Annotated in this window: 16 protein-coding genes; 13 read left to right on the top strand and 3 right to left on the bottom strand. The window is 71.4% G+C overall.

Features of this window, described 5'->3' with window-relative positions; all coding sequences use genetic code 11:
• Positions 1-57 precede the first annotated feature (57 nt).
• The 9 genes from AMK25_RS05855 (at position 58) to AMK25_RS05815 (ending at position 10,260) form a co-directional block, all read left to right on the top strand.
• Complete coding sequence (locus tag AMK25_RS05855) at positions 58-2,505, top strand: type IV secretory system conjugative DNA transfer family protein (RefSeq protein WP_443189900.1); 2,448 nt, start codon at positions 58-60, stop codon at positions 2,503-2,505.
• 373 nt (positions 2,506-2,878) lie between these two features.
• Positions 2,879-3,718, top strand: coding sequence for a replication-relaxation family protein (locus tag AMK25_RS05850; RefSeq protein WP_241826258.1), 840 nt, complete (start codon positions 2,879-2,881; stop codon positions 3,716-3,718).
• Between the two features lie 469 nt (positions 3,719-4,187).
• On the top strand, positions 4,188-4,991 hold the full coding sequence (locus AMK25_RS05845; RefSeq protein ID WP_198937455.1) for a hypothetical protein: 804 nt from the start codon (positions 4,188-4,190) through the stop codon (positions 4,989-4,991).
• A 408-nt stretch (positions 4,992-5,399) separates the two neighbouring features.
• A complete protein-coding gene (locus AMK25_RS05840) occupies positions 5,400-6,236 on the top strand; it encodes a hypothetical protein (RefSeq protein WP_073827169.1) in 837 nt (278 codons plus the stop codon).
• Between the two features lie 11 nt (positions 6,237-6,247).
• Positions 6,248-6,550: a hypothetical protein gene (locus tag AMK25_RS05835; protein ID WP_143194690.1), complete on the top strand. Its 303-nt coding sequence runs from the start codon at positions 6,248-6,250 to the stop codon at positions 6,548-6,550.
• 259 nt (positions 6,551-6,809) lie between these two features.
• Entirely contained in the window at positions 6,810-7,961 is a 1,152-nt protein-coding gene (locus tag AMK25_RS05830; RefSeq protein WP_073827167.1) for an FAD-dependent monooxygenase, read from the top strand.
• Between the two features lie 32 nt (positions 7,962-7,993).
• Entirely contained in the window at positions 7,994-8,344 is a 351-nt protein-coding gene (locus AMK25_RS05825) for a histone-like nucleoid-structuring protein Lsr2 (protein ID WP_013284992.1), read from the top strand.
• A 177-nt stretch (positions 8,345-8,521) separates the two neighbouring features.
• A complete protein-coding gene (locus AMK25_RS05820) occupies positions 8,522-9,520 on the top strand; it encodes a hypothetical protein (protein ID WP_073827166.1) in 999 nt (332 codons plus the stop codon).
• A 95-nt stretch (positions 9,521-9,615) separates the two neighbouring features.
• A complete protein-coding gene (locus AMK25_RS05815) occupies positions 9,616-10,260 on the top strand; it encodes a GGDEF domain-containing protein (RefSeq protein ID WP_073827165.1) in 645 nt (214 codons plus the stop codon).
• Positions 10,261-10,494: 234 nt separating this feature from the next.
• Here the strand turns inward: AMK25_RS05815 and AMK25_RS05810 are convergent, their stop codons facing one another.
• The 3 genes from AMK25_RS05810 to AMK25_RS05800 form a co-directional block, all read right to left on the bottom strand.
• The gene (locus AMK25_RS05810; protein WP_073827164.1) at positions 10,495-11,511 is read right to left on the bottom strand and encodes an EcsC family protein; all 1,017 of its coding nucleotides are present in this window, start codon (positions 11,509-11,511) and stop codon (positions 10,495-10,497) included.
• Between the two features lie 615 nt (positions 11,512-12,126).
• Positions 12,127-12,645 (bottom strand): hypothetical protein, encoded by a 519-nt coding sequence (locus AMK25_RS05805; protein WP_073827163.1) that lies wholly within the window; start codon positions 12,643-12,645, stop codon positions 12,127-12,129.
• A 172-nt stretch (positions 12,646-12,817) separates the two neighbouring features.
• Entirely contained in the window at positions 12,818-13,366 is a 549-nt protein-coding gene (locus AMK25_RS05800) for an aspartyl/asparaginyl beta-hydroxylase domain-containing protein (RefSeq protein WP_030501690.1), read from the bottom strand.
• A gap of 660 nt (positions 13,367-14,026) precedes the next feature.
• On the opposite strand from AMK25_RS05800, the gene AMK25_RS32535 reads away from it, so the two are divergent.
• The 4 genes from AMK25_RS32535 (at position 14,027) to AMK25_RS05785 (ending at position 17,429) form a co-directional block, all read left to right on the top strand.
• Positions 14,027-14,398 (top strand): hypothetical protein, encoded by a 372-nt coding sequence (locus AMK25_RS32535; protein ID WP_241826257.1) that lies wholly within the window; start codon positions 14,027-14,029, stop codon positions 14,396-14,398.
• 69 nt (positions 14,399-14,467) lie between these two features.
• Positions 14,468-15,457, top strand: a complete 990-nt coding sequence (locus AMK25_RS05795) for a hypothetical protein (protein WP_241826256.1) — start codon at positions 14,468-14,470, stop codon at positions 15,455-15,457.
• Positions 15,458-15,568: 111 nt separating this feature from the next.
• On the top strand, positions 15,569-16,639 hold the full coding sequence (locus AMK25_RS05790) for a M23 family metallopeptidase (RefSeq protein WP_073827161.1): 1,071 nt from the start codon (positions 15,569-15,571) through the stop codon (positions 16,637-16,639).
• A 118-nt stretch (positions 16,640-16,757) separates the two neighbouring features.
• Positions 16,758-17,429 carry a hypothetical protein gene (locus tag AMK25_RS05785; RefSeq protein WP_073827160.1) on the top strand — a complete coding sequence of 224 codons (672 nt, stop codon included), beginning with the start codon at positions 16,758-16,760 and terminating at the stop codon, positions 17,427-17,429.
• The last annotated feature ends 44 nt before the right edge of the window (positions 17,430-17,473 follow it).

Below are 17,473 nucleotides of genomic sequence, written 5' to 3'. Positions count from 1 at the left end.
TCCCTTGTCGCATCGCCAGCGCCGGCGCCCAGTCCTTCCGGGCCGGGCGCCGGAGTCATTGCCCCGCCGAGCGCGCCCACGCGCTGGGTTCTGCACGCCGCCGATTGGGCGGTGGACCGGCCGTGGCTGCTCGGTGTCGCCGCCGCCCTGCTCGTCGTCTACGTCGCCGGGCGCACCCTGCTCGACGGGTTGCGGCATCGTCGCCACGCTGACCGGGCCCGCCTGGTCACGGTCGCTCCACCGCCGGAGGTCGACCCGCACAGCGCCGCCGCGCTGTGGGCGAACCTGCACGGCACGCTCACCCCGTCGCGCCGACGGCGGCTGCTGTACGGCAGCCCGCACGTGGTGTGGCAGTACACCTGGACCGGCCGGCAGCTCCTCATCAGCATCTGGGTGCCCGGCAGCGTGCCGGCCGGGGCGGTCGAGGCCGCCGTGCGGGCCGCCTGGCCCGGCGCCGCCTGCACCACCGACGACCAGGCGTCACCGCCGATCCCACTGGACGTACCGGCGGCCGTCGGCGGGCACCTCCTGCCGACGGCCGCCGAGTGGCTACCGATCAACACCGACCACGACAACGACCCATTACGAGCGCTGATGTCCGCCGGGTCGCAGCTCAAATCGGACGAGTGCGCCTGCGTGCAGATCCTCGCCCGCCCCGCCGCCCCCCGCCGGGCCGCGCGCGCCCGCCGCGCCGCCGGCCGGCTCCGCGACGGCAAGACGGCCGTACCGGGCATCGATCCCGCCGCGCCGCTGCTGTGGCTGATCGAGGCGTTTCTTCCCGGCCGCACCACCACCGCCCGCAGCGGCGGCCGGCCGGCCGGCCGCCGGGATCCCGGGGTGGAGCGGGACGTGCGGGCGATCCTCGACAAGACCGCCCAGCCGCTGTGGACGATCGGTATCCGCTACGCCGTCGCGAAGAACAACCACCGTGGTGGGTCCCGGCCGCAGGCCCGGCTGCGGGGCATCGCGGACGCGGTCGCCTCGTCGTTCGCCGTGTACGCCGGCCGCAACCGCCTTGCGCACCGGGCGCGGATGGCGCGACCGGTGGCCGTGCTGGCGATACGGCGGCTCGGATCAGGGTTCCTGGCCTCCACCCTCGAACTGGCCGTCCTGGCCGCGCTGCCGCGGGATCTGGCCGTGCCGGGGCTGGATCGGGCGCGGGCGAAGTCCATGCCCGCCCCGGTGGCGGTACCGACCGGCGGCCGAGACACAAAGGTACTGGGCGACGCCGAAGTCGGTGGCCACGCGGTAGCCCTGTCCGTGGCGGATGCGAGGTATCACCTGCATGTGGTCGGATCGACGGGCTCCGGAAAGACGACCCTGCTGGTCAACATGGCCGTCGAGGACATCAAAGCCGGCCGGGGCACCGTCGTCATCGACCCGCACGGCGACATGGTCCTCGACATCCTCGACCGGCTCCCCGCCAGCGTCGCCGGGCGGGTGGTGCTGTTCGACCCCGACCAGCCCAACCCGCCCACCCTCAACCCGCTGTCCGGCGACGACCCGGACCTGGTCGTCGACAACCTCGTGTCGATCTTCGGGAACATCTTCGCCAAGGCGTGGGGGCCGCGGATGGACGACGTCATGCGGGTGGCCTGCCTGACCCTGCTGCGGCACGCCAACGTCACCCTCCAGCACATCCCGCCCCTGCTCAACTCCGCGCAGTTCAGAAGCGCGATGACCGTCGGCCTGGACGACCCGGCCGGCCTGTCCGGGTTCTGGCGGTGGTACGACCAGCTCAACCCGGCCCTGCGCTCCCAGGTCATCGGTCCCGTCCTCGCGAGGTTGCGGGCGTTCCTGCTGCGCGACTTCGTCAAGCGCACCATGCGCTACCCCCGGTCCAGCTTCGACATGGGAAAGGTCCTCGACGGCGGTGCCCTCCTCGTCAGAATCCCGAAAGGCCAGCTCGGCGAGGACACCAGCAAGCTGCTCGGCTCCCTCGTGCTGGCCCAGGTGTGGCAGGCCGCGACCGCCCGCGCCAGTGTGCCCGCGGACAGACGCCGGGACGCCACGTTGATCATCGACGAGTGTCAGAACTTCCTGACCCTCGCCAACAGTCTCGACTCGATGTTGGCGGAGGCGCGGAAGTACCGGCTGTCGATGGTCCTCGCGCACCAGGACCTGGCCCAGTTCCCGAAGGACCTCCTGGCAGCCGCGTCGGCGAACGCCCGCAACAAGCTGTACTTCTCCGTCGCCCCGGAGGACGCCCGTGTCCTCGCCCGGCACACGCTGCCCGAGCTCGACGAGCACGACCTGACCCACCTGGACGCCTACACCGCCGTCGGCCGCCTGGTCGTCGGTGGGCGGCAGACGCCGGCGTTCACCCTCAAGACCCGGCCGCCGAAGCCGGTCGTGGGCGAGGCGACGGCGATCCGGCAGGCCGCTGCGGAGGCGGTTCCGGCGCAGGACACCAGCGCGATCGACGACCTCGTCGACCGGTTCTCGGCCCGACCCGACGACAACCGCCGGTCCCGTGGCAAGAGCGCTCCGAAGGCGAACACCTGAACGCCGCAGGACGCTTGAAGCAAGATCGACAGATCGGTCGACCGAGGTCGACCGCGTCCCGGTCGCCCCTTCCGTGCGGGCTTCACCAGCCCTTCACCACCGATCACCACACCGCACTGACAGATCCGGCCGTCCGGGTCTGTCAGTGCCGCTCACCGGCCGTGTCCAGCCTCCGGTGACCACCTCACCGAACTCAGACACCCTCCCCTCGGAGGGAACTCCTCTTCCGCTTGGAGCATCCACCGTGTCCACCAACAACTCCGTCTCCCGCTCGGCTTCTGCCTCCTCCGCCTCTTCGCCTGGTTCCCGGTCGTCGTCTCGTCTTGCTCGTCTTGACCGGCTTCGTCGGTTGACCGCCCGTGATCATCAGCTGTTGCGGTGGCTCGCCGAGCACTACGTGCTGTCCACCGACCAGATCACTACGGCGCTGTTCCCATCGCGTCGCTCGGCCCGGCTCCGACTCGCCCAGTTGCACCAGATGGAGGCGGTCAGCCGGTTCGTCGACGTCACCACCGGCAGCGGCCAGTACCTCTACACCCTCGGCCCGCTCGGCACCGTGGTCCACCCCACCCAGTTCAACGACCCGAACCACGCCGACGCCCGCGCCCCACGCACCAGCATCGACCGCACCGAACGCATCATCGGCAGCCGCCGCCTGCCCCACCTGCTCGGCACCAACCAGCTGTTCATCGACCTGCTCGGCTACGCCCGCACCGACGAACACGCCCGGCTGGCGCGCTGGTGGTCCGAACAGCACACCACCGCCGCCTTCGCCGCCGCCTCCTACGCCGCCGGCAGCGGCACCGGCGTCCAGCCCGACGGACACGGCATCTGGCACGCCGGAGGGCGCACCGTCGGGTTCTTCCTCGAACACGACAACGGCACCGAACCCCTCGGTACCGTGCTGCGCAAGCTGCGCGCCTACGAGCAGCTCGCCCGCTACGGGCCCCGCTACCCGGTGCTGCTGCGCGTCCCCGGCCGCCGCCGCGAGCAGCACCTCCTCGACGCCCTCGCCGGGGTGCCCACCGCCATGCCCGTGGCCACCGGCCTTCACGGCGAGCACCCCGCCGGGCCTGCCTGGACGCTGACCACCGACCCCGGGCCGCGCCGCTGGCTGCACGAACTGCCCTCCGACCACGGCCCGGACAACCCGGCCACCAACCCGCACCGCTTCCCCGACACCGACCCCAGCGGCCCCGACCCGGAGCCCTGACCTTCACCTTCACCGCACGCGCAGGGGAGCCGTCCACTGTCGTGGGCGGCTGTGAGACCGACCGGATCTCACAGCCTCGCCGTCCCTTGCCCGCGTAATCGAGTGGTCGTCTGACAGTGCAGGTCAACGGCACTACTGACGATCATGACGGCGGCCGGCGCTGACAGATCCGGCCGCTACCTTCATCGGCACCACCTTCACCCATATATCGCTCCACCCGGTCCGGTCCCGCCTCGGGAACCACCGCCGCACCTCACGGTGCGCTCTGCCCACCCGCCCTTGTCGGCCGGTCGGCGCCCGCGCCGCGCGGCGACCCCCAGGTCGCACCGCACCACCCGCACCAACCCGCTCCACCAGCAGCCACTCTGCTGCACCCATCCCTGTTCGTCCCGTGAGTCGACCCATGTACCCGGTGGGCCGGCCGCTTCCGCGCGCCCGACAACGCGCCCTACCGAAGGAGGAACCCCAGATGACCGCAACCAACGGTGCCGCGACCCCGCTGAGCCGCTACGGCACCCGCGTGCCGACGGTGACGCCCCGCCCGGGCCGCAAGCCCACCCCTGCGGCCACCACCACGGCACCCACCAGCCCGGTGGTCACGCCGACCGCGACGATCAACACCATGATCGTCTGCCTGCCCGACGGACTGCCGTCGCAGGCCCTGACCGCCACCCAGCTCGACCGGCACTTCGGCGTGTCCGGCACCCTGCAGCCCCGCTTCTGGGCCATCCCAGACATGTGGCTGTGGCAGCGACGCGACCTGGTCGCACCTCGCAAGGGACGTCCGGTGTACTGCGCCGGCGGACCGGTCAAGCTGCTCGACCTCGCCGCCATGCGCCACGCCGCCGGCGTCGGCGCCGGCATCCGCCATCAACTGTGGCAGCAGGTCGTGCACGGCACCCGGCCGGCCACCCCGTGGCCAACCCTGCTGGCCCGCCACCTGGCGGACCCCGCCCGCTACCCGCGCGAGCGGGCCGAGGCGGACTTCCACCAGCAACCCCGCGTCAACGCGATGCGGATGCACAACGCGGCCAGCTACGGCGCCGCCCACCTCAGCCCAGGTGAGCTGGAGATGTTCCAGGCAGGCCCGATGGCCTACCAGCACTACAGCGCCACCACCGCCGTCTGTGGCGACGCCCTGCTCACGCCGGACGGGCACAAGCTCGCACCCGCGAGCGACGCCCTCACCCACCGGGTGACCTACCTCGAGCAGGCGATGCGGTACCTCGACACCGTCGAGCCCGACCAGCGGCTGCTCGCCGTCGCCCTGTAACACCACCGCACCGGAACCGGTCGGGCACCACCACCCATCCCCTGCTTCCCCGGGGATCGGCGGCGACCCGACCGGCTCCACGCAACTCCGCCCGCGCCGCGCCGACTCCTGGCCGCAGACGCAAGCTCTACCGCCGCGCCCCTGAGGCTTCCCGAGCCCTGCGACGCACACCCCACCACGACCAATGCGGCCACTGCCCCTACGCCACGTCCATTGCCACCTGAACCACGCCCGACCCGCTTCTGCGGGCCACGCGTCGTCGTACCCGCGGGCCAGAGCAGCGTGGCGTGGACTCGCTGCCGGCCCCGTGCGGGCACCGCCCGGCGCCCCGGGCTGGGGCGCCTCGCAAGCCCGGCCAGCGAAGCGGCCGACCTTTCCCTCTTCCACACATCAGGAGGTTTCCCCGCCATGTCCGATCGACTCTGGTTCCGCGTCGACGACGTCCTGCCGCTCGCCGAACACGCCGCCTCCACCGGCGCGCACCGTAGGACCCGGCAGCAGTACCGGGCCGGCGTCCCGGACCAGGCAGCGCTCATCTGGTCCCACGACATCGACGGTGACTGGTTGTCCTCCAACGGCGTCCCCCGCTGGTACGACACCGACGGCGCCGACCACCGCGTCCGCGCCGAAACCTGGACCCACACCGCCACCGGCGCCACCGGCAACCCGATCCCTACCGACGACGGACACGGATTCCTGCCCCTGCACACCGAACACCTCGACGGCCGCCGGGACCTGCTCGACCTGCTCCGCTACGCCCGCCGCCACGGAATGCGCTGGTTCGGGCTGCACCCGGACCCGGCGAGCGACGTCCGCTACCGCATCGTCCGCAGCCGCGGCGACATCACCCCGCCGCTTGCCACCTGGACCCCGGCGACCGTGACCTGCGACGTGGTCGGCGGCGGCGCCTACCGCGCCATGGTCGCCACCGGCTACACCACCCTCTCCCGCGCCGGGGTGCTGTGCCGCTTCCCTCGGTTCGCGGTGCAGCGCATGGCCGCCCACCTCGACGCCCTTCACCCCGGTGACATGTCCGGCGAGCATCCCCGGCTACGGTTCGACGGCGACGAGGTCACCGTCGAGTGGGAGGACGACGACGGCCTGGGCAGTAGATGGGTCGAGGACGACCGGGTCGTCCCGGATGCCAACCGCTGCTACGCCCTCGGCGCCTACCAGTGGCCATGGACCCTCGTCGCGTCCGAGGCGACGACCCGCGCCGCCGAACCGGAGGGCCGGTCGCGGTGATCGTTGACGAGGTGTTCCATCAGCGCGGCCACGGCATCTACGAGCTGACCCGGATGCACCACTCCGACGGGTACGTCCTGCGGGTGCGGGTCTGCCGCGACAGCTACGCCACGCAGAGCACGGCGGTCGCCGAAGTCCTCACCCCGCTGTTCACCTGGACGATCATCGCGAGCAGCCCCGGTAGTGGCTGGCACCGGACGACCCCAGCCACGCCCCCGGACGCGACACCGCTGATCACGGTCGCCGACGAGGTGCTGCAGCGGGCCCGGCGGATCCTTCCCGTGCCGCCTCCGTTCACCACGCCCGTCCGCTAACCCGCCGAGACCACACCTTCCCGCGCCGCCCTGCCGGCCCGGTCGCACCTCGCGCACCAGCGGACGCCGTCCGGCGCCGCGCCGTCCGAGCCTCCATCCGCCCGCCGCATCAAGGCGGCTGGCCTGTGTGTCCGCGGTCCACCGTCGCTGACCCGCCTTCTCACTGGCACCACCTGGCCGATGCCCGGCCACCCGCGCGCTCGCGCGCACCCGGGCACGGCCGTGCCCGGGTTTCCCGCTCTTCAGAAGGGAACCCCTCATGACATCCGCCACCAGGCCGGCCTCCGGTCGGCAGCCCAGCATCGCCGTCATTGGCGGCAGTATCACCGGCCCGGTCACCGCGCTGCTGTTGCTGCGCGCCGGATTCGACGACGTCACCGTCTTTGAGGCGGCGCCGGCGTCCGCGCCTCTGGGCGGCGGGCTCATCGGCCTGGAACACCCGGCCCTCGACGTGCTCGACCGCCTCGACATCGGCCAGAGCGAGTTCGTGGCCCACGACTCCGAGGCCATCGTCCAGATGACCGTCCGCGACCGCCGGCCGGCCGAGACGATTCGGCGTACCTATCCGGGGCGGAACACCACCTGGACGCTGCTGCACCAGGCGCTGATCCGCCGCCTGCCCGCCGGTGTCCTGCACACCGGTATGAAGGTCACGGCCCTGGTCGAGCAGGACGGTCGGCCGGTGCTGCGGTTCCGCGACGGCCACACCGCGGCCGCCGACCTGGTCGTGTTCGCCGACGGCCGGTCCTCCACCGGCCGCCGGCTGCTGGATCCCGAGCGGGCTCTGCGGTACGCGGGCTACGTCGCCCACCGCGGCGTCGCCGACATCGCCCCCGAGCCCGGGCTGCGGGATTTCCTGCGGTTGCAGCCCTGCCCGGGCGTGCAGTTCAACCTCGCCCCGGTAGCCGGAGGATGCGACTGGACCTTCTACCTCAACTGCACCAGCACCGAGTACGCGCAGCGGTTCGGCGCCGACCCCACCCGCCGGGTCTTCGCCCTGCCCCGGCACGTCAGCCCCGCCGCCCGCGCCCACGTCGACACCCACGCCGACCTGCTCCTCCCGGCCGACCACGCCGCCGTCGTGCACGCCACCACCACCCGGATGGCGGTACCGGTCCTCGACATCACCCCACCGCAGCGCATGGTCTGGCCCGTCGGCGCCGGTCACGCCGTTCTGCTCGGCGACGCCCTCGCCCCCGTGCGCCCGCACACCGCGCGCGGCGCCAACAACGGCATCGAGCAGGCCGCCGGCCTCGCCGCCGCCCTCACCCAGCACCGCAAGTACCGAGCTGACCTCACCGCCGCCCTGCACGGCTGGCAACGCCGACACCTGCCCGCCGCCGTCGCCGCTGTGCACCGCGGACCCGTCATCGGCCACCAGCTCGGCCTCGGCACCCACCAGCCCGCCTAGTAACCCACCCAAGAGGAAAGGAGGTGGCCCTCGTGGCCACCAAGACCACCGCCATCCTCATCGACGACCTCGACGGCTCCACCGACGACGTCGCCACCTACCAGTTCGCCTTCAACGGCGTCACCTACGAGATCGACCTGTCCGCCGGCAACTTCGACCGGATGGCCGCAGCGTTCGGCCCGTTCATCACGGCCGGACGGCGCCTGCCGAAACAACCCCGGCCACCACGGCGGCAGGACGACACCGCGACCGGCCGCACCCAGAGCCAGGAGATCCGCACCTGGTGGTGGACCGTCAACTGGCAGGAGCTGAACCTGCCCCAGCCACGAACCGGCGGCGTCATCCCCGCCGCGGTGCGCGACGCCTACCACGCCGCCCACTGACCCCGGTCCCCACCGTGCCGTCCGGCGGGCGATCACCGGGCGACACACCTGGACGCGCCCCGCGGAGTCCCGCATCCCGGGCAGACGACTTGATCAAAACCCGATCCGAAGCGTGCATCAGTGCACGCCTCACTCACCAACCCCTGCCGAGGGCAGGAGAAAGGGGGCCACGCGCCCATGACCAGCACCCCCACCAGCACGACCACCGACACGGCCGCACCAGCGCCACTGGCACCCAGCGTCGAGAAGGTCCTCGCCGCGCTGCACCGGCTCGGCGAGGCCACCGCCGCCGCCATCGCCACCGACGCCGGCCTCGGCTACTCCACCACCACCCCGAAACTGCGCACCCTGGCAAGCGCGGGACTGGCCGAGCCCACCCGAAGCGACACCGGACCCACCCTGTGGCGGCTGACCGACGCCGGCCGCGCGCACACCGAACAGGGCGGACACGGTGAGCCCGCAGCGGAGCCCGCTACCCGCGACACCGACACACCCGGTACCTCCGCCGGTCACGGTCCGATCGGCGACGACAGGCAGGGCACTGGGGAGGCTGACGACAAAGACGGCGACGATCGGCCAGCCGTTGAGGTTGCCGCCGGCGGGCAGCCGAACGCCCTCCAGGAATCGGCATCGCCGGCTCCTGGTGATGCCGACGCGGTAGCCGAGGCGGCCGCTGAGGTCGAGGGCACCGACGCCGAGCACGGCGACGACAACGCCCGCTCGACTGCCGAGCTCGAGGTGCCAATCGCGGCCGACAGCGTCGGCCAGGCCATCGGAGCGACGTCCGCAGCGAACGATGGGGACGCCGAACCGGCCACACCGGATGGTCTGCCTGCCGGCACGGCCACCGACGGCACCACGGGTGAACCCTTCACGGAAGCACCGGCCGCACCGCCGACCACGCAGACGGCGGGCGAGGCGGCACAAGTCCCAATCCGGCGGGCGTCGGGCTCCCTGCGCGGCGCGATTCTCGACGTCCTCGAGGCCAACCCCGGCCGGCAGTACAAGGTCAGTGAGCTGTGCAAGCTGGTCGACCGGGCCAACGAGGGAACCGGCGCGAAGAAGGCCAGCGCGGGCGCGGTCCACAACGCCGCCGTGAAGCTCGTCGGAACCGGGCGAGCGGTCCTGGTCGCCGAGAAGCCCGCCACGTTCGCCCTCTCCGACCCGACCGCCTGAACGGTCCCGCCCTGCCGGTAGCCCGGAGGCGGGCGTCGAACTTCCCGGAACCACGCCCGCCTCCGGTGCTCCTTAGTACAGAAGGAGCGTCCGAAGTGTCTCCCATCCTGACCTCGATCGTCACCGCCGCCGGTGGAGTCCTCGCCGGTCTCGCCCTCGCCGCAGCGCTGCTCTGGCGCCAGCAGCAGGCGCTGACCCGCGCCCGCTACGCCGCCGGCCACGACGACACCACCGGCCTGCCGAACCGGCGGGCCCTTCTCGCCGCTCTCACCCGCGCCACACGCGCCGATGCCCCGTTCGGGCTCGTCCTGCTCGACCTCGACGGCTTCAAAGCCATCAACGACACCTTCGGCCACGAGGCCGGCAACGACGTCCTCACCGAGGTCGGCCGACGGCTGACCGCCCTGCGAGGACCGGTGCGCCTCGCCGCGCGCCTGTCCGGCGACGAGTTCGCCCTGCTGGTCGACGGCGGCCCCGACGACGTCGCCGCCGCCGCTCGCGCCGCCTGGCGGGCGGTCGTCCGCTACCCCGTCGACCTCGGCGAACATGCTCTGGCCGTGCGCGCCAGCGTCGGGCACATCAGCGCCGCCCTCGGTGTCGGCCCGCGTACCCTGCTGCACCAGGCCGACATCGCCATGTATCAGGCCAAGCAAACCGGAGCCGGAGTCCACGGTGCCACCGCCACCAGCCACACCGGGCCGCCGCCAGGTACCCGTCTACGGGACCTGCGGCGCCGCTGACCGCTTACGGACACATCACGAGGGCCTCGCGCCCGTCGACGTGCGCGAGGTCGTCACCGTGTCCCTGCTTCCATCCGCCCGGCCCTTACGTTCTCCGTCAGGGGCAACTGTCGTCGAGAGCCTGTTTGGAGTACATCCGTCATAGCAGCCCCTACCCATACACCCTGGGTGAACGTAACCACCGACCCGGCAGCGGCCCGTGCAGCACGCTTCCGGATCCCTGCCACTCATCAGTTACGTGGCGTCGGCCTCTGGGTCGACGTCGTCCCGGTAGGTGGCCAATGCAGCTGGTAGCGGCAGCCCGTACTTGTCGCAAAGGAATCGGGTTTGGCAGTACCGCTGGGCGTCGGCCGCCACGCTGCCGAGGACTGCCGAATTCATTCCGGCACCGATGAGGACGCCCACGAATGGCACAACCTTGGCGACGTTTTGAACTGGAACCCTGGCGCCGGCCGGACCCAGGTGCTGCAGCAGCTTCTCAAGGGCGGCCACGAGGCGATGGTCGGCGCGGAGCTTGTCTGACCATCTCACGCGGTCCTTGATCGCGCTGGCCGCTCGCGCGGTCTCGCGTAGCGGCCCTACTTTGGCCGCTTGTGCCATGAAGGACCGTCGTACCAGGCGTTCGATGAAGAGCTGCTCGGCGGGATCCTTGGCGTCATAGCCGTAGGAGTACGCGATACGCGATGCGATCGACGCGCTCAGAACCTGGATGACGAGGATGTCGGCGGTCATCGCGACGGGGATCCCTGCGACGGGGACCATGGCCAGCAGGCCCATGGCGCCGCCTTCAACCGCGCCGGCGGTCCGCCACCTGAGTGTGTTGCGGGTTAGCAGCCGGTCGCACACCCTGAGGTCCTGCTGCCGCAGCTCAGCGAAACTGCCGATCTCGAGGCCGCGCTTGCGGGCGACCTTCTCGACGCCCGTCGGGTCGTTGAGCTCCAGGGCCCAGGCGTTGACCAACTCCAGCAGCGCTGCCGCGGCTCCGACGGCCGGTCGCAGGGCCACGCTGGCAACCGCATCGCCCCCGCGACGGACCGGTTCCTTGATCGCCTCCGGCACAGCCCTGGTAGCCCGGGCCGCGGCGTGACGCGCGACATCACCGGAGCGATCGAGCGCAGCGCTCGCCCAGTTCGGCAGACCACGGCGGTTGCTGCGGCGCTCCCAGTGTTCGTTGAGCCTGTCCCACACCTGCCCTTCGTACGCGCTCATCGGGGTGGCGTCGTCAACGAGCGGGTCGATGACAGTGCTCATCGAGGTTTCTCCATCCGACTGCGAATACTGGAGCCATGATGGCACTCCGGCCAGGAGCGTGGCTGATCCCGCTGCTGCCCGCAGTCGCCGCGATTTCCGACCGCGTATGTCGGCCGCAGCACAGTTCAGCCGAAGCGGAAGTCCTAGCCGTTGCGGTCCGGCCGGAACCGTAGGAGTGCGGGTCGGACCGGAGGTCGCCCCGATGCCAGCGGTCATGACCAAGCGAGGTGGCCACAGATCCGGACCGGGATGGATCACAGGGGCGAACCGAGGGCCTCTCCGGCGTTGTCATTGATCCGCTGCGTCGGCACGCACTCATACCGCGACTATCCGGATGGCCCTGCCCCCATAATCCCGACCATGGCGGGCCGGACGGTCCACTTCGTCGCCACGGAGCCCACAGGAGTGCAGCCCTTCACGGTGCTCGTATTCGAGCGTTCACAAGCCGCTCCAGCTATGCCACATCATCAGGATGCAGGAAGCCCGCTGCCAGTACGCACCGGACCGGTACCGACCGCGACGGCATTCTTCTGGCCGCGAGACGGGCCGCGCTGGCCGCGGGATGGGGTGTACCTCGCGCCCCGGACCACCATGCCGTCGAGTTCGGAGTTGCGCTCAGTTCAATCGGTGTCGGCGGTACTGCGGGGAGATCTCGCCGACCTCGATCCCGTTCTCGTCGAGCGCGTTGTAGATCGTCAGCCAACCATCGGCGAATCGCAGACCCAGGGCCACGCTGCCGTCGGCCAAGTCGCCCCCGACGTACTCCAGGAGCTCCACCTCCGTCAGGCGCTGCCCGTGTCGAGCAGCCAACGACGCGGGAGCATCGTCGCGCCACCGCAGGCGAAAGCCATCCGATGTCGGCCATACCGGCGCCCGGGTCACGTCGATCGTGCACCAGGTGATCGAGATGTCGTCGAACTTCTGATGGTTGATCTCCAGGCGTTCCTCATCGAAGTCGAGCACCATCGGGCAGTCGGCGAACCACGAATCGTCGTCGTCATCCCAGACCACCCAGGTGGACGTCAGCCTGCAGCCTACGAGGCCCCGTAGTCGGTGGGCGTGACGGCTGGCGATGTCGGATATTCCGTGGCGCCAGTCTGGCTGGTAGCCGGGGATCCCGAAGTTGAACGTCATCGGGGCAAGGTAGTCCTGGTCCGGGCAGCCATCGACAGGGCATCTGGGTCTACCGCGTAGGGCGCTGCGCGTAGCGTGACGTCCTCAGGTGTTGCAGTGGCCTCGTATGCGGTCGGGTTCCTCGAACCGGCAGGATGAAGCAGGGCCGCGGAGCTGGGCCGGCCTGTCTCGGTCATCCGCCGCGCCGCACGAAGCTTGCCACCGAGGCCGGCAGTTCGTCTTGCGGCATGTCCTCGTAGCCGGGACGGGCGAAGTCGAACAGAAGCACGATGCGGTCGCTGGAGCCGTAGTTCCACGCCTCGTGCGTGACGGTGTCGTCGAAGACGAGGCTCTCGCCCTCGCTCCATTGCCGGGTCTCGTCGCCCACGCGCAGCGCGCAGTCCTCTGGCACGACCAGCCCGAGGTGGGCGCGGTAGACGGTCGTCACCCATCCCTGGTGGGGCTTGATGTGGGTACCAGGAGCCATTCGAGAAAACCCAGCGGTCGTCAGGTGAGGGACCTTCGTCAACGCGGAGGCAGTGTGCGGGCACGCGTCGAGCGCTTCCTCGATCCGTTTCCCGAAGGCGACGAGGCCGTACACGCTCCAGCCCTGGCCGTACATCTCGCGTTGCACCCACGGCTGATAGGTCTCCCGCGGCAGAGCAAGGCACTCGTCCCGGATGACCTCCCACTGTGCCCGAAGATCGGCCAGGAAGGGAAAACGCCGCTGATCCACGAACATGAGACAGCATGATGCACCAACGAGGGGCGATGTGGGCTACGGCACCGCCTCGTGTAGGCGGTCGTGGCAATGGCCCTTGTTCACAGCATTTACAGCTCTAGCCGCACGTTCATGCACGTTCCGGTCGCCGGCCCACAGCGGCCGGTTGCTAGCGAGTAGCAAACCTGGGCCGGTGGCCGGCCGTCGCCACCGCTGGCAAGGCTTCGCGCCTCGACCGCTGCACGTCCGGCGTATCCGGCTCTGCTCCGGAACTCAACCGCCGACACCGATGATGCCCGACGACGGCATCCATCGCGCCTTCATCGACCCGCTCGGCGACAGCAACGGCCAGCCGTCTCCCGGCCGCTGCTCACCACCGTCGACCCCACCCGCGTGCGCCGTGATTGCGCGCAGACCACCTGGGCGGTGACCCCTCGCTGCTGTGAGGGCCGGTGACCTCTCACCTCGTCCAGCACGACTTGACCTCGGTCAAGAGATGAGCGTCGATCAGCGCTGGTCGTCGTCTGTCGTCCGGACGTCAGCATTTCCAAGGGCCCTGGCGTGTGTCGGGCGGCGACCGTGCATGCCCGCGATCCGTCGACCGAAGGGCCACCCGCCATGGCACACCCCGCACACCCTGAGGACCGCAGCCGGCGTCCCAGCGACCGCACCGCGCTACCGGTGGACGTCACCGACAGGCTTCTGTGGGCGCTCGCGGTCGACGTCGCCGCCGCCCACCACCCGGGACCCGACGGTGCCTGCTCGAACCTGCAGTGCCGCGGACAGCAGGGTCCTTGCTGGGCGCTGCGCACCGCCCGGCGCGCCGAACAACGCGCCCGCCGCGCCGCCACCCTCGCCCCGCCGCCTTCGCCGGGTCCGGCCGCGATCGCACGCGGGCGCGCCCCGGTTCCCGCCATGCCGCGTCGCTTGACCGGCTGGTTCACCCCGGCCCATCCGCCGGCACCTGTGATGCGGCCTGCGTCCGTACCGGGCGCGGTGCAGCCGGAATCCCGGCTGGACCGGCGCCCACCAGTGGCGGCGTCGGCCGCCTGAGCACGCACCTGGAGGCAAACCGTGAACTTCCTACCGAACGACACACTCGCCGGTTACGCCCGCACCGCCGTGGACCTGCGCGCCCGCATGGTCGACTATCACCGCAGTCCGCTCGCGGCGCAGTACCTGCAGGCGTTCTTCGGCAGTCGTCTCGCCGACCGCCCCAGTCCCAGTTCGGGGGGCATGGCGAAGGTCCTCACCGCGGTCCGTGCCATTACCGCCAACCCGTGGCGATTCGGCGAGCCGTATGTCATCGCCCCCGCGATGACCGCGATCATCGCCGCCGCCGCGGCGGCCCTCGACCTGACCGGCGAGGTGCTTCCCGCCGACGTCGCCCCCGACGACGGCGGGGTGCTGTTCCTTCCCGAACCGATCTACCACCGCGGCGTCAGCGGTGAGGTGTCCTCGATCGGGGCGATCACCTGGGCCCGCACCACCAACACCAGCAGCGGTCGGTCCTTCTGGGCCATCGCCGGCTGGGCCGACCACCACGACGCGCACGACCCGGCGGTGGTGCGCCGTCGTGCGCAGCTCGCTGACCGGCCCGACCTCGCCCGCCAGTTCGGCCCCTATGTGCTGACCGACTTCACCGAGATCCCCATCGGCCGGCCCGTTGACCCCCGCCCCGACCTGCCGGTCCTCGACGGGGACGACCGCGACTGGGAACCGGCGCCCGACGGCCGGTTCTGTATTGACGAGACCACGACCGCGATGCGGGCCTGCGCCGCTGTCGCCTATGCCTTCTGGCGTATCCAGGCCCAACCCCTCGCGACCGTCGCCGCCGCCCCCTTGGACCGCGCTGCGCGCCGCCGTGCTGTGCGGGCCAGCATCCGCCATGACACCCGTGTGGTCATGCTGCGCCGCACCAGCCCTCTCGCCGAACCGCCCGACGGCGAGCCCAAGTGGCACTACCGGGTGCGGTTCGTCGTCCGCGGCCACTGGCGACGCCTCATCGACCGCGACGGCCACCCCTACCGCATCTGGATCAACGCCCACATCAAAGGCCCTGACGGGGCGCCCTTGCTGCACGGCGAGAAGGTGGCCGTCCTCGCCCGCTGACTCCTGCACCCGCCCGAAGGCCGCGCGCCGCCGCTCCACAGGCCCGCGTGGCCTTCACCGTCCTCGCGACCCGCCGGCCCGCTGCCGGCCCTGCCTCGAAGGAGTCCAGTCATGACCACCCGCATGCTGTCCGGGGTCGCCCTCGCGGTCACCGGCGTCCTGCTGCTGTGCTCCGGGCTGGCCACCACCTTGATCTTCGGCGGCGGGGCGGGCGCGTGCGGGCCGGCTACCAGCGTCACGCCCACCGCTTCGTCGGCCGCGCGCAGCCCTGCTTTGGGTGGGACTGGTCCGATCGGTGACTGGAACGCCGAGCAGGTTGGCAACGCCGCCACCATCACCACCGTCGGCATGGGCCTCGGCGTCCCGCCCCGCGGCTGGGTCATCGCCGTGGCCACCGCGATGCAGGAGTCCTCCCTGATCAACATCCGTGGTGGGGACCGCGACTCGGTCGGCCTGTTCCAACAGCGCCCCTCCCAGGGCTGGGGCACCCCCGAGCAACTGCACGACCCGCGGTACGCGACGACGAAGTTCTACCAGAAGTTGCAGGCCGTCGACGGCTGGCAGGCGATGCCACTGACCGTGGCCGCCCAACGGGTGCAGCGGTCGGCCTACCCGGACGCCTACGCCAGGTGGGAACCCGACGCCGCCAGGATCGTCGCCGCCCTGACCGGGGCCAGCGCCGGCCCGGCCGCCTGCGGCGTGGCGGTCAGCGCGCAGGGCTGGGCCCGGCCGGTGCAGGGGGATGTCGGCTCCGGTTTCCGCACCGCGGGCCGTCCCGGGCACGACGGCGTCGACCTGGTCGTGGGCAAGGGCGCCCCGATTCACGCCGCGTCCGCCGGCACCGTCTCCGTCGTGCGGTGCAACGCCGTTGACGTTCGCACTGGCCGGGACTGGGGCTGTGACCGCGACGGCGATCCCGCTCTGACCCGCGGCTGTGGCTGGTACGTCGACATCAACCACCCCGGTGGGGTGATCACCCGCTACTGCCACATGTTCACCCGCCCCTCCGTCGCCGAGGGTCAACGGGTCGCGGCCGGTGACGTTATCGGCGTCGCCGGCAGCTCGGGCCACTCGTCCGGGCCGCACCTGCACTTCGAGGTGCACCTCGGTGATCACACCTCCGGCACGGCCGTCGACCCGGTCGCCTTCATGGCGTCCGTCGGCGCGCCCCTGAATCAGTAGTCCCGATCGCGGATGCCGGCGGCGGCTCCGTGATCCACCCCCAGCTCCGGCGGTCGGCCCGCCTGGGGACGACCGCCGCAACCCACCCATCCGCACATCCCTTGAGGAGGAGAAGCCCGTGAGCACACCCACGCTCATCGGTGTCGCCGCGTTCCGCGGCAGCTACACCGCCCGTTTGATCCAGTTCGGTGAGAGTCCGGAGGTTCTGGTGCCGCTGTTGCGCCGGATCTGGACCGACACGTTCAGCCGTAACGCCAACGCTATGGCCGCCGCGCTGCTGGCCCACGACTGGTGGTCTCTCGCCGTCAACCCGAAGCCACGGCGTTGGGACCGGCAGCCGCCCGTGCCCGGCCTGGGCTACCCGGTCGTCGCTCAGGACGCCACCGTTCGGCGGGGCGCGCTGCGCGAGGACGTCGGCGGGGCCCTGGAGTGGCTGTATCTGCTGCACCTCGACCAGCGGCGGCTGGTGGTGTACGAGGCGACGATCCACGGCCGTTGGCTGCGGCACAGCGCGCATCACCTCGACCCGGTCGAGGACCTGTTCGTCACCGCGCCCGCCGACGACGGGGGCGGTCCGGAGATGACGGTGTGCACCGTCTGCGGCGCGGTCGACGAGATCGACCACGTCGAGGTGCCGTCCATGGCCGGCTACGGCTACGACACCGTCACCAGTTGCGCCCGCTGCGGTTCCTCGGTCGCCAGCGACCCGATGTTCGGCGATCACGTCACCCGCAAGCCCTGGCCACCGCAGAACCCCACGGCGGGCGATACGGCGGGCGAGACCCGATGAGCACCGACCGCCCGCCGTCAGCGGCCACCGACGATGGCGGCCCT

The sequence above is a fragment of the Micromonospora sp. TSRI0369 genome (genome assembly GCF_001905625.1).
GTDB classification, from domain to species: Bacteria; Actinomycetota; Actinomycetes; order Mycobacteriales; family Micromonosporaceae; genus Micromonospora; species Micromonospora echinospora_A.
This window is presented reverse-complemented; position numbering and strand designations above follow the sequence as displayed.